Below are 13,099 nucleotides of genomic sequence, written 5' to 3'. Positions count from 1 at the left end.
ATCGTGGTCGACCTCGGGTACGGCGACGCGGGGAAGGGCACCGTCGTGGACTGGCTCTGCGCGACCCGGCCGGTGCGGACGGTGGTGCGGTTCAACGGGGGTGCGCAGGCGGCACACAACGTCGTCCTGCGCGACGGCCGGCACCACACGTTCGCCCAGTTCGGGGCGGGCACCTTCCACCCCGGGGTGGGCACCCACCTGTCCCGCCACGTGGTGGTGGACCCGCTGGCGTTGGCCGCCGAGGCGGACCACCTCGCCGCCGTCGGGGTGCCCGACGCGCTCGACCGGCTGACCGTGGACGGGGAGGCGCTGCTGGCCACCCCGTACCACCGGGCCGCGAACCGGGCGCGGGAGCTGGCCCGTGGAGCCGACCGGCACGGTTCCTGCGGGCTGGGGGTGGGCGAGGCCGTCGCGTACGGTCTCGCCCACCCCGACCAGGCCCCCCGGGTGGCGGACTGCCGCAGCCCGGAGGTGCTGCGCCGCCGGCTGACCGCGCTGCGGGACCGGCTCAGCGCCGAACTCGGTCCGCTGGACGCCCCGCCGATCGCCGACTGCCTGCCGGCGTACCGGGCCTTCGCCGAGCGGGTGGGGATCGTGGACCGGGGCTGGCTCGCCGAAGCACTGCACGCCGGGACGTGCGTGTTCGAGGGTGCGCAGGGAGTGCTGCTGGACGAGTGGCACGGCTTCCACCCGTACACGACGTGGAGCACCACCACCGCCGCCAACGCCGAGGCGCTGCTGGCCGAGGCCGGGCTGGCCGGATCAGCGACCCGGCTCGGGGTAGTGCGGACGGTCACCACCAGACACGGGCCGGGTCCGCTGGTGACCGAGGATCCGGCGCTCGGGCTGACCGATCCGCACAACCCGACGAACCCGTGGCAGGGACACTTCCGGTTCGGCCACTTCGACGCCGTCGCCCACGCGTACGCCCTGGCGGTCGTCGGTGGGGTCGACGGCCTGGCGCTGACCCACCTGGATCTCGCCGGGCACGGTCTCGACCTGCGGATCTGTCACCGTTACGCGGACCTGGACGGGCTGCGGCCAGGTCCACCCGGAGACCTCGACCGGCAGGCGGCGCTCACCGCACGCCTGCTGCGAACCAGACCGGTGTACGACGACCCGGCGCCGGTCGACTGGCCTACGGCGGTGGAGCGGGCGCTGGGCGTGCCCGTCGTGCTCACCTCCCACGGGCCCACCGCCGAGGACAAGGCGGTTCGGCTCGACGCCAGCCATGCGGGACGCGGCACGGTCACCCGGTCGACGGTGGCAACGGGCGGAAGGCCCCATTAGCGGTGATCCGTCCGTCCCGCCCCGATGCCTCCGCCCGGCGGCGAGCATGTATCCATGGAGGCCGCGCTCGACCTGCTCCGGCACACGCTCACCTCACCGTGGGTGTACCTGCTGCTGTTCGGACTCACCGCGATCGACGCGGTCTTCCCGTTGGTGCCGGCCGAGGCGGCGGTCATCACGGTCACCGTCCTCGCCACCGGCGGCGAGCCGAATCTGGTGTTGGTGATCGTGGTAACCATGCTCGGTGCCGTGCTCGGCGACCACGTCTCCTACGCCGTCGGGCGTGGCGGCGGCTCAGGTCGGCTGGATCGTTCGCCCGAGGACAGCCGACGCCGGGCCGGATCGCGGTGGGCGCGGCGGGCGGTGTGCCGGCACGGCGGCGTCATCCTGACCTCCGCCCGGTACCTGCCCGGCGGACGGACAGCGGTCACCCTGACCATGGGTGCGGTGCGCTATCCGCTGCGCCCGTTCCTGCTCTACGACCTGATCGGTGCCGGCACCTGGGCACTCTACTGCGTGCTGCTCGGCCTCCTCGGCGGGCTAGCCTTCGAACGTGAGCCGATCTACGGGATCCTGGCCGGAATCGGTCTGTCGATCGCGGTCACCCTGCTGGTGCAGCTGGCACGCGGGCTGCGCCGCCGGGCCCATCGCCGGGCCGCCCGACGTTGAGGTGCGGGGGTCACCCCGGCGGGCGCCAGGTCACGCCGCGCAGCAGTTGCCCGGCGCCCAGCCAGGCGACGTTCATCATCTGGGTGGCGGTCTTCTCCGGGTCGGCTTCCGGATGGTCGGCCAGCCAGTCGGCCAGTGACTCGCTCGCGCCGACGAGCGCGTACGCGACCACCTCCAACTCGGTGTGGGCCACCTCTCGCCCCCCGGCGCGCAGCGCGTGGTCGAGCATTCCGGCGACCACCTCCAGCAGCCTCGCCCGCATCACGGCCAACTCGCGCGCGAAGGGCTGCTCGGCGCGGGCCTGCCGGTAGAGCACCGCCCAGCCGTCCCGGTGCGCGCCGACGAAGCCGAAGAACGCCCGCAACCCACGCCAGAGCCGCTCATCGGCGGGCAGATCGGGGACGGCGGCACCGGCGATGGCCTCCATCATCCGGGTGCCCTCGCGATGCAGGCAGGCGACGAAAAGTTCCTCCTTGGTGCCCAGGTACGCGTACACCATGGGCTTGGAGATGCCCGCCACCTCGGCGATCTCGTCCATGCTGGCGCCGTGGTACCCACGCCGCGAGAAGATTCGCACCGCGGAGTCGAGCATCTGCTGCTGCCGTACGGCGCGCGGGAGGCGCTTGAAGGCGGGACCGGTGGACACCTTGCGAGCATACCTACCCGTGCGTAAGGTTACGCACGAGTAGCCACTGTCCGAGAGGTGCCTTCCATGACTGACTTCGACCCGGCCAACTTCGCAAACGTCGGCCCGAAGGAGTTCGCCCAGCTCGTCAAGAACACCCCGGAGAACAAGCTGGCCGAGGTGATGTCCGGTGACCTGCGCGGCAAGATCCTCGGCGAGGTCTTCGGGCGGATGCCGCAGCTGTTCCGCGCCGACCGGGCCGGCTCCACCAACGCTGTCATCCACTGGAACATCACCGGCGCCCCCGACGGCGGCACCGACACCTACGAGGTGGTCATCGCCGACGGCGCGTGCACCGTCAACGAGACCCCGCAGCACGACCCCCGACTGAGCCTGACCATGGGCCCGGTCGAGTTCCTGAAGATCGTCTCCGGCAGCGCCAACCCGGTCATGATGTTCATGACCGGCAAGCTCAAGGCAAAGGGTGACCTGGGCCTGGCCGCCAACATCGCGAACCTCTTCGACATCCCCAAGGCCTGACATGGTCGAGTTCTCGCTCGACCTGAACGAGGAACAGCGGGATCTACGGGACTGGGTGCACGGCTTCGCCCGCGAGGTCGTGCGCCCAGCCGCGGCCGAATGGGACACCCGCGAGGAAACCCCCTGGCCGATCATCCAGGAAGCGGCGAAGGTCGGGCTCTACGGCTTCGAGTTCCTCGCCACCTGCTGGGCCGACCCCACCGGGCTGTCGCTGCCGATCGCCAGTGAGGAACTGTTCTGGGGCGATGCCGGCATCGGGCTGAGCATCTTCGGCACCTCGCTCGCGGTCGCCGCCATCTACGGCGCGGGCACCCCGGACCAGCTCGTGGAATGGGTGCCGCAGTGCTTCGGCGACGCCGACTCACCGGCCGTCGCCGCCTTCTGCAGCTCCGAGCCGGAGGCCGGTTCCGACGTCGCCGCCATGCGTACCCGGGCGACCTACGACGAGGCCACCGACGAGTGGGTGCTGCGCGGGCAGAAGGCGTACGCCACAAACGGCGGGATCGCCGGAGTGCACGTGGTGACCGCTTCCGTCGAACCGGAGCTGGGCTCGCGGGGCCAGGCCGCGTTCGTCGTCCCGCCGGGTACCGCCGGGCTCAGCGCCACCCGCAAGCTGCGCAAACTCGGCCTGCGCGCCTCGCACACGGCCGACGTCTTCCTGGACGACGTCCGGGTACCGGGTCGGTGTCTGCTGGGCGGCAGGGAGGCGCTGGAGGAGCGCCTGGCCCGCGCCCGCTCCGGGCAACGCGCCTCCGGCCAGGCCGCGATGCGTACGTTCGAACTGTCCCGACCCACCGTCGGCGCGCAGGCGCTCGGCGTGGCCCGGGCCGCCTACGAGTACGCCCTGGAATACGCGAAGGAGCGTGTCCAGTTCGGCCGACCGATCATCACCAACCAGGCGGTCGCGTTCACGCTCGCCGACATGCGGATGGAGATCGACGCCGCTCGACTGCTGGTCTGGCGGGCCTCCTGGATGGGGCGCAACAACCGGCCGTTCACCGCCGGTGAGGGCTCCATGTCCAAGCTCAAGGCCGGCGAGGTGGCCGTCTCGGTGACCGAGAAGGCGGTCCAGCTGCTCGGTGGTGCCGGTTTCCTGCGGGACCACCCGGTCGAGCGCTGGTACCGCGACGCCAAGATCTACACGATCTTCGAGGGCACCTCGGAGATCCAGCGGCTGGTCATCTCCCGGGCGATCTCCGGGATGCCGATCCGCTGACATGGACCTGCCGTTCATCGTCACCACGCTGACTCGGCGGGGCCTGCTCGCCCCGGGCCGTCCGATCCGCGTCGCATCCCAGCTCAGCACGCTGCGCAAGTGGGGTTGGAGCCTCGCCGGTGAACTGCGTCAGGCGGCGGCCCGGGACCCGGGCCGGGTCGCGGTCGTCGACGAGCAGGGCACCGAGCTGACGTACGCCGAACTGCTCGACCGGTCCATGCGGCTCGCCCGCGCGCTGCGTGCCGCACTCGGCGTCCAGGCCGGCGACCGGGTCGCCGTGCTCTGCCGCAACCACCCGGGTCTGATCGAGACCGTCGTCGCCGCCACGCTGCTGGGCGCCGACGCCGTGCTGGTGAACACCGGCCTCTCCCCGGCCCAGCTGGCCACCGTGGCGCAGGAGCAGCGACTGCGGGTCCTGGTCCATGACGACGAGTTCACCGAACGGACCCTCGGGCTGCCGGTGGACCTGCACCGCCTCGACGAGCAGGCCCGGCACGAACTGATCGACAACGCCCTGCCCGGTCAACTCCACCCGCCCGAACGGGACGGCCGGATCATCGTGCTCACCTCCGGCACCACAGGTGCGCCGAAGGGTGCCCGCCGACCCACCCCGAACGGCTTCGGCCCGCTGGTGTCCATCATCGACCGGATCCCGCTGCACGTCCGGGACCGGGTGCTGATCGCCGCCCCCATCTTTCACACCTGGGGGTACGCGGCCCTACAGGTCTGTTTCGCCCTGCGCGCCACCATCGTGCTGCACCGCCGCTTCGACCCGGCCGCCACCCTGGACGCCCTGGTGCGGCACCGCTGCCAGGCCCTGTTCGCGGTGCCGGTGATGCTGCAACGGCTGATGGAGATACCGCCGCCGGAGCACCGACCGCCGCTGAAGGTGGTCGCGGTGAGCGGCTCGGCGCTGCCCGGCGGCCTCCCGGCGGCGTTCATGGACACCTACGGCGACGTGCTCTACAACCTGTACGGCTCGACCGAGGCGTCCTGGGCCTCCATCGCCACCCCCGCCGACCTGCGCCGGGCACCCACCACCGCGGGCAGGCCGCCACACGGGACCCGACTGGAGATCGTCGACGACGACGGCCAGCCGGTGTCCGGTGGCCGGGTCGGACGGATCCTGGTCGGCAACGAGATGCTCTTCGAGGGCTACACCTCCGGCCCCGACCGGGATCGGCACGACGGCCTGCTGGACACCGGCGACCTGGGCCGGGTCAACGCCGACGGACTGCTCTTCGTGGACGGCCGCGCCGACGACATGATCGTCTCCGGCGGGGAGAACGTCTTCCCCGCCGAGGTGGAACAGCTGCTCGCCCAACTCCCCCAGGTACGCGAGGCCGCCGTCATCGGCGTACCCGACCCCGACTACGGCCAGCGGCTCGCCGCCTTCCTCGCCCTGTACCCCGGCGAAACCCTCGACGCCGAGGCGGTCCGCGAGTACGTCCGGCACTACCTGGCCCGTTTCTCGGTGCCCCGCGACGTCGTCTTCGTGAGGTACCTGCCCCGCAACGCCACCGGCAAGGTGCTCACCCGCGAACTACGCCGCTACTACGGCTGACGTCCGCAGCGACGCCGCGACTAGCGGCAACCAGGGCCATCGCCAAGCGAGAAGGCCACAATTGCCGCAAGTCGTGACGTCGAGGATCAGCGGTCGGTGGCGCGGCCGATGGCGGCGGCGACGCCGCCGACCCGGTCGGCGAGCAGGCCGAGCGCGCCGACCGCCCGGTCGACCGGGTCGTCGCCGGCGCCGCCGAGCGCCCGGGAGCGCTGGAATGCCTCCTTCACCTCGGCCCAGCGGGCGGCCTGTTCCGGGGTGAGCCGGCCGCGCAGCTCGGCGAGCTTCAGCAGGTTCGCCTCCGCGCCGGCCGCCAGGGTCTGTGCCTCACCCAGGTAGTGATCGTCGATCACCGCCTCCAACTCCTCGTCGGTGAGCACCGGGACGATCCGTTCGGCCAGCTTGTTCATGTTCCGGTACGACCCCTGGAGCTGGAACGGCGGTTCGGTGCGGGCGTCGTCGGACTGCGCCGCCGAGGCGATGTACGCCTGGTTGTTGGCCAGCACCACCTGCTGCACCCGCAGCAGCTTGCGCAGCACCGAAACGACCTGCTCCAGCTCCACCGGCTGGTACGGGTGGGACAGCTGGTCGGCGCGGACCGTGTCGTCGCCCCGGGCCATCCGCACCAGCAGCTCCAGGTCGGCCCGGTCCCGACCGGACAGCGGTGCCAGCACCGGGTTCGCGGTGAGCGCGTTCTCGACGTAGCTGAGCGCGAAGACCTCCTCCCGGCCGGAGAGCACGTCGCCGAGGTTCCACACGTCGGCCCGGTTGGCGAGCATGTCCGGCACCCGGAAGCGTCGGCCCGACTCGGTGTACGGGTTGCCCGCCATGCACACCGCGAACCGCTTGCCGCGCAGGTCATAGGTGCGGGTCCGGCCCGCCCAGACGCCCTCCATCCGGCGTTGTCCGTCGCAGAGCGAGATGAACTTCTGCAACAGCTCCGGGTTGGTGTGCTGGATGTCGTCGAGGTAGAGCAGCACGTTGTTGCCCAGCTCAAGGGCGAAGGAGATCTTCTCGACCTCCTGCCGGGCGGTGGCGTCGGGTGCCTCCGCCGGGTCCAGCGAGGTGACCTTCGAGCCCAGCGCCGGCCCGTTGACCTTGACGAAGACCAGGCCGAGCCGGCTGGCCACGTACTCCATCAGGGTGGTCTTGCCGTAGCCGGGCGGTGAGATCAGCAGCAGCAGGCCGGACTGGTCGACCCGCTTGCCGTCGCCTGTCGCGCCGAGCTGCCGGGCCAGGTTGTCGCCAATCAGCGGCAGATACACCTCGTCGAGCAGCCGGTTGCGGACGAAGGCGTTCATCACCTTCGGCCGGTACTCCTCCAGCCGCAGTCGCTCCCGCTCGACCTCCACCAGCGCGTTGCGTCGCCGCTGGTAGTCCCGGTACGCCGGGACCAGGTCGGTGCGGAACGTACGGGTCCGGGCCAGCGTCTCGTCCAGCCGCACGTCCAGAGTGGAGCCTTCGATGCGCGGATGCGCGCCGAGCAGGCCGCCGACCGTCTCCGTCATCGTCGCCGCGCTGTCCTCCCGGGCCAGGTCGGGGCCGCACAACTCGACGGCGACGGCCTCCGGCAGGTCGTACCCGGACAGGCCACCGTCGTCGGTGGCCAGGAAGGCGGTCAGCCATGCGTCGACCAGCTGGTACCTGCCGGCCAGATCGTCACCGAGCGCCCGCAGGTCGTCGTCGAACTCGCGGGCGGAACGGGACTGCGGGCCACCGAGCGCCCGGCGGAACCGGTCCAGCAGGGCACGCGCCCCGCCCCCGGTCACGAAGCGCACCGGAGGTGCGGCGAGTTCGGCGAACAGGTACTCCCCGGCGAGCGCGGTGCCACCGGGGGGCACCGGCAGTCCGGCCTCGTGCAGGAACACCTCGATCGCCTCGGCCAACTGGCCGCAGAGCAGGTCGGCGGCGTCCGCGCCGTCCGGGCGACCGAACCGTGCCCGGGCCCGGGCCAGCGAGGCGGCGCGCGCCGTCCAGGTCGACCGGGCCGACTCGTCGGTGGCGTACCGCCAGAAGAGCTGGGCGGCGGCGCGGTCGGCCGGCGGGTAGCGCAACAACCCCGCACCGGCGTGCAGGCGCAGCAGCACCCGCAGGATCTCGGCCCCGTCGTGGTCGTGCACGCCGCGCTCGTACCCCTCGTCGTAGCGGGTCTCGGCGATCCGCCGGACCAGGTCCCGCAGCCCGTCGGCGTCCACCGCCGCCGCGTGCAACTCGTCGAGACCGGGGCCGTCACGGCCGGCCTCGGCGGCGGCCAGGATCGAGGTGGCCAGATACTCGGCCCGATACACCTGCGCCGACTCGGAGACCAGCAGCTGGTCCCAGAACCGTCGGGTCTGCTGGAAATCCTCGTCGCGTACCGGGGCGCGGTAGTCGGTGCCGGTCACCGCCACCACCATCCGGCCCTCCGCCGGCACCACTGCCACGTCGATCGGTTGGGTGTTGACCGCGAACCGGTGCCGGCCCAACCGGATCGTCTCGCCGCCGTCGTCGTACAGGTCGAGCCGGTCGCGCAGGCCGCGCCCGGCCTCCTGGCGGGCGGCCCGGACCCGGCCGTCCAGCTCCTCGGCCCGCACCGCGTCGCCGAGCGTACGCAGCTCCTCGACCACCGCGCGCAGCTTGTCCACCATCGGATCGGCCGCGAAGTAGGTGTTGATGTCGTCGAGCGAGCCGAGGGTGCCGGCTCGCCGGTGCACGCTGACCAGGATCCGTTCGGCGGAGGCGACGAGCCGATCGGCCCGGCGGGCCCGCTCGTCCAGCAGCGCCTGCTTGCGCGAGGAGAACGCTTCGTAGATGTCCGTACGCCGGGTGGCCAGTTCGGTCAGGAAGTCGTCGAACTCACCGAACCGGGACTCCAGTTCCTCCACCCGCAGCAGCAGCCGGCCCAGCTGCTCGTCGCAGCGTTCGGCGGTGTCCGCCGCCGCCAGCGCCCCGGTGACCGCCTGCCCGAGCAGTGCGAACTCGGCGGCGAAGCCGGCCCGGCCCTCCGCCGCCGCCAGTGCCTGGCGACGCTTGTCCAGCACCGCGCGGGCCCGGTTGACCGCGCCCAGCACCTCGCCGACGCGGCCCAGGATGCCGGTGCGGACCGTCGCATCGGCGATGTCCAACCCGCCGACCACGTCGGTGATGGTCTGAAGTCCGTCGGTACGTGCGGCCAACTCGTCGCGGACGGTGCCCGCCTCGGCCACCGTGCCGATCGCTGCGGCCTTCGTGGCGAGCCGCTCCACCTCCTGCTGGTAACCGGCGAACGCCTCGTCCCGACGCAGGAACTCAACCGCCCGACGACCGGCCACCGCCAGTTCCTCGTCGAGTCGACCGGCCAGTTCGTCGATCCGGGCGTGGTCGACGTACCGCAACTCCCGCAGCGTCTCCAGGTGTCCCCTGGCGCGGCGCAGGCCGCCCAACTGGGTGACCCAGTCGTCGGCGGTCAGCGGCGCCTCACCCCGCGCCCGACGGGCCAGCGAGGCGATCTGCTCCGCGCTGTCATCCAGTTCGGCGCGGGCCTGCTCGGTGAGCGTACGGACCTTCTCGTGTTCCTCCAGCACGGCGGCGGCGGTGCGGCGCAGCCCGGCCAGCGGCGTGGCCAGGTCACCGAGTTCGTCCTCGCCGAGCCAGTGGTAGTGGTCGGCGATCCGGGCGCAGGCGGCGATCAGCGCCTCGTAGACCCCGGCGGTGGCGGTGCCGTCGACCATCCCGGCCGCCGAGAGGCAGTCCGAGATGCCGCGTACCAGATCGGCGTTGCCGACCCGCTCCAGCGGCCCGGTGCCGGCCGGCTGCGCCGCCGCGTACGCGTCCGAGACGTACGGTGTCTGCCACACCTGCATCGGGTGGACCCGGGTCGGTTCCTCGGACACCGCCCGGAACACCACGAGCGTGCCGTCGTCGAACAGCGAGAAGCCGTGGCACGGGATCGGCGCGGCCACCTCCTTGCGGATCGCGTTGTACGGCAGCAGCAGGCTCCGGCCGTCGGCGCGGGCATGGAAGACGTAGAGCACGTCCTCGCCGTTGGGCGAGCGCACCACCCGCTCGAACTCCAGGTCCGACACGTCGGTGTCGAACGTTCTGGTGACTCCGGTGACCAGGTGGTAGCCGCCGGGAAAGATGATGCCGTGGTCCTCCGGCAGCCGTTGGCAGGCGACGCCGATGCCGTCGAGCCGGACCACCTCCCGGGTGAGCGTGTTGAACACCAGGTGCCGCCACTGCGTCTCCTTGTACGGCCGCAGCCGCAGCAGGATCAGCGGCCCCACGCGGGCCCAGTGCACGTCGGCGTCGGCGAGACTCTGCAACGGCTCGTCCACCGGCTCGCTGTAGATGCCCTCGCCGATCTCGGTGTTGTTCTCCACCTTCACGGTCAGCGTGCCGCCGACCGTCTCCACGAAGACCTGGCCGTCGATGGAGATGTGCGGATGCCGGCCGAGGATGTGGTCCTCGCGGGTCGTCTCGGTCCACTCGAAGTCGTGTGACGGCGGGAAGACATGGTCCCGCTCGCCCCGGCTGTCCAGGTACTCGGGCACACCGTCGACGCCGACCCGCCACCGCAGCACCCGGATGTCCTCGGTGCGCGGCCCGGTCTGGAACACCGCCAGCAGCCGGCCGTCGACCCGGCGAAGTTGCAGCAGGCGGGCCTGCCGGTAGTAACGGTACAGCTCACCGAAGTCGCGGACGAACTGCGGGTCGCGGAGCAGGCCGGGCAGCTCGTCGTGGCCCGCCTCGTCGAACCGGAACCCGGCAACCTCCGGCCCGCCGGGTTTTCCGGACTCGCGACCGAACCGGTGCAGTGAGAAGACGTCGTCGACGGAGGTCTCCGGCTTCAACCCGATGAAGACGTTGTAGCCGAACAGCATCAGTCCGCCCACCGAGACGATGTCCCGGGGTACGCAGTTGTGCTCGGTGCGGATCCGCTCGGTGCTCAGCAGCCGCAACTCGGTGCTGCCGAAGACCTCCAGTCGGCGGGCGTTGAGCGTCTCCGCCCGCCGGGCCAGCTCGGTCGCCTGCGCGGCGAGCCGCCGACGGAGCACCTCGTAGCTGCCGTCGTCCAGTCCCGGCCGGTCAGCGGCGTCCGCCGCCCCCGGCCCGGTCGGTTCGGGTGCGGCCGGAGCCGGTCCGGCGTCGCCGGGCGTACGCCCGGCAGCGGCCGGACCGGCGGTCGGCTCACTCACCGGCGCGCTGCCGTGGCCCGGTCAGGGCGGCGACCGGGGTCTCCGCCACTCCGAGGCGTTGCGCGGCCTTCAACAGCTCCTGGAGCTTGCCCTTGTCCCCGCCGCCGGAACGCATCTGCTGCAGCAGGAACGCCGAGAGGGTGAGGTTCTGCACGTCGGCGCTGTCGATCGAGCCGACCATGCGGGCCAGGTCGTCGGTGAAGCTGGCGGTGCCGTCGAGCCACGGCTGGGCGAGGTTCTTCGCCACATCCGAGTGGGCCACGAAACCGTCCACGCTCTTGCCGTACGAGATGGAGCTGAGCAGCCGGTCGAAGAAGACGCTGTCCCCGCCGACGATGTCGATGTTCGCCTTCTCCAGGCCGGTGGCGACCAGCTTGGCCTGCGCCTCGGCGACCTGACGCTGGGTGTCCAGCCCGGCCAGCCGGACCTCCTTCTCCAGTTCCAGGCGCAGCCGGTACTCCTCGTGCTCCCGGGTCGCGTCGTCGAGGGCGGCCATCGCGGCGGCCTTCTCGGTGAGGCCCTCGGCCTCGCCCTTCAGCTTCTCGCGTACCGCCTCGGCGGCGGCCACGGCCTTCTCCCGCTCGACGGCGGCCTCGGCGCGCCCGACCTTCTCGATCGCCTCGGCGCTGCGCTCCTGCACCTGCACGTCGGCCAGGCCGGCCGCGGCCGCCTCGGCCTGGACGCCTTCGGCCAGCCGGATCTTCGCCCGGGTGTCCAACTCGGCGGCCTGCTGCCGGGCCTCGGCCAGCACCAGTTCCTCGCGGGCCCGGTGCTTCGCCGCCGCCTCGGCGGCCTCCGCCGCCTTGATGTCCTTGACCAGGTTCTCCTGCGCCTCGGCCTCCGCCTGGATCACCAGCGCCTGCCGGGTCCGCTCGGCCTCCTCGACCACCCGCAGCCGCTTGATGTTCTCCTCCTGCTCGGCCACGGTCTTCTCCACCGCGATCCGCTCCCGGATCACCTCGGCGATGGCCCGCTTCTCGGCCTCGACCTCCTTGTCCTTGGCGATCGTGCTCAGCTCGGTCTCCCGGTCCCGGCCGATGACCTCCAGCAGGCGGTCCTTCTCGATCCGCTCGGTCTCGATGGCGATGACCCGCTCGCGGTTCTTCTCGGCGACCGCGATCTCCCGGGCCCGGTTCTCGTGCTGGATGCCCAACTGCTCGTCGGTACGGATGTTCGCGGTCTCCGCCCGCAGTCGCTCCTCCGCGCGTACCCGGGTGACCTCGGCTTCCTCGCGGGCCCGTACCGTCTCGATCTCGCGGCGCTGCTTGGCCTCGGCGTCCGCCTGCCGGCGCTCCAGCTCCAGGATCGCCTCCCGGGCGTCGACGTTCTGCCGGGTGATCTCCTTCTCCTCGCTGCGGCGGAACTCGTTGGTCCGCACGTGCTCCAGCGCGGTCAGCTCGGTGATCTTCCGGATGCCCTGGGCGTCCAGGATGTTCTTCGGATCGAGCTGCGCCATCGGCGTCTGCTCCAGGAAGTCGATCGCCGCGTCCTCCAGGCTGTAGCCGTTGAGGTCGGTGCCGATCACCCGGATGATCTGGTCGCGGAACTCGTCGCGCTTGGTGTAGAGGTCGACGAAGTCGAGCTGCTTGCCGACCGTCTTGAGAGCCTCGGAGAACTTCGCGTTGAACAGCTCCTGGAGCGTCTCCCGGTCGCTGGCCCGCGCGGTGCCGATCGCCTGCGCCACCTTGATGACGTCCTCGACGGTCTTGTTGACCCGGACGAAGAAGGTGATCCGGATGTCGGCCCGGATGTTGTCGCGGCAGATCAGACCCTCGTTGCCGGTGCGTTCGATGTCGATCGTCTTGACCGAGATATCCATGATCTCGGCCTTGTGCAGGACGGGCAGCACGACCGCGCCGGTGAAGGTCACGTCGACCCGCCGGACCTTGGAGACGATCAGGGCCTTGCCCTGCTCGACCTTGCGGAACAGCCGGCTGACCATGAACACCACGCCGAGCGCGACGAGCAGGACGACGGCGAGGAGTACGCCTATACCGGTGGTGATGACATCCATGGCTGGGCGCGCGTGCGGTGGCGACCGG

General features: G+C 71.5%; 8 protein-coding genes. 5 read left to right on the top strand and 3 right to left on the bottom strand.

Going from position 1 to position 13,099, the window contains the following annotated elements; translation table 11 throughout:
* On the top strand, nucleotides 1–1,290 hold the full coding sequence (locus O7601_RS07560) for an adenylosuccinate synthetase (protein WP_281566836.1): 1,290 nt from the start codon (nucleotides 1–3) through the stop codon (nucleotides 1,288–1,290).
* 54 nt (nucleotides 1,291–1,344) lie between these two features.
* A complete protein-coding gene (locus O7601_RS07555; protein WP_281565487.1) occupies nucleotides 1,345–1,959 on the top strand; it encodes a DedA family protein in 615 nt (204 codons plus the stop codon).
* Nucleotides 1,960–1,969: 10 nt separating this feature from the next.
* On the opposite strand, the gene O7601_RS07550 is transcribed toward O7601_RS07555, so the two are convergent.
* Nucleotides 1,970–2,605, bottom strand: a complete 636-nt coding sequence (locus O7601_RS07550) for a TetR/AcrR family transcriptional regulator (protein WP_281565486.1) — start codon at nucleotides 2,603–2,605, stop codon at nucleotides 1,970–1,972.
* 66 nt (nucleotides 2,606–2,671) lie between these two features.
* On the opposite strand from O7601_RS07550, the gene O7601_RS07545 reads away from it, so the two are divergent.
* Genes O7601_RS07545 through O7601_RS07535 form a run of 3 tightly spaced genes read left to right on the top strand, consistent with a single transcriptional unit; the run spans nucleotide 2,672 to nucleotide 5,904 of the window.
* Nucleotides 2,672–3,124 carry an SCP2 sterol-binding domain-containing protein gene (locus O7601_RS07545; protein ID WP_281565485.1) on the top strand — a complete coding sequence of 151 codons (453 nt, stop codon included), beginning with the start codon at nucleotides 2,672–2,674 and terminating at the stop codon, nucleotides 3,122–3,124.
* 1 nt (nucleotide 3,125) lies between these two features.
* Nucleotides 3,126–4,340 carry an acyl-CoA dehydrogenase family protein gene (locus O7601_RS07540; protein WP_281565484.1) on the top strand — a complete coding sequence of 405 codons (1,215 nt, stop codon included), beginning with the start codon at nucleotides 3,126–3,128 and terminating at the stop codon, nucleotides 4,338–4,340.
* 1 nt (nucleotide 4,341) lies between these two features.
* Entirely contained in the window at nucleotides 4,342–5,904 is a 1,563-nt protein-coding gene (locus tag O7601_RS07535; protein ID WP_281565483.1) for an AMP-binding protein, read from the top strand.
* Nucleotides 5,905–5,990: 86 nt separating this feature from the next.
* Here the strand turns inward: O7601_RS07535 and O7601_RS07530 are convergent, their stop codons facing one another.
* Together O7601_RS07530 and O7601_RS07525 are read right to left on the bottom strand one after the other, a co-directional pair.
* Nucleotides 5,991–11,057 carry a DNA repair ATPase gene (locus O7601_RS07530; RefSeq protein ID WP_281565482.1) on the bottom strand — a complete coding sequence of 1,689 codons (5,067 nt, stop codon included), beginning with the start codon at nucleotides 11,055–11,057 and terminating at the stop codon, nucleotides 5,991–5,993.
* Nucleotides 11,050–13,071 carry a flotillin family protein gene (locus O7601_RS07525; protein WP_281565481.1) on the bottom strand — a complete coding sequence of 674 codons (2,022 nt, stop codon included), beginning with the start codon at nucleotides 13,069–13,071 and terminating at the stop codon, nucleotides 11,050–11,052. Before O7601_RS07525 ends, O7601_RS07530 begins: the two co-directional genes overlap by 8 nt.
* Nucleotides 13,072–13,099: the final 28 nt, after the last annotated feature.

Source organism: Verrucosispora sp. WMMD573 (assembly GCF_027497175.1).
GTDB lineage: Bacteria > Actinomycetota > Actinomycetes > Mycobacteriales > Micromonosporaceae > Micromonospora.
The sequence above is the reverse complement of the archived record's forward strand: the minus strand, read 5'-3'. Positions and strand labels throughout refer to the sequence as shown.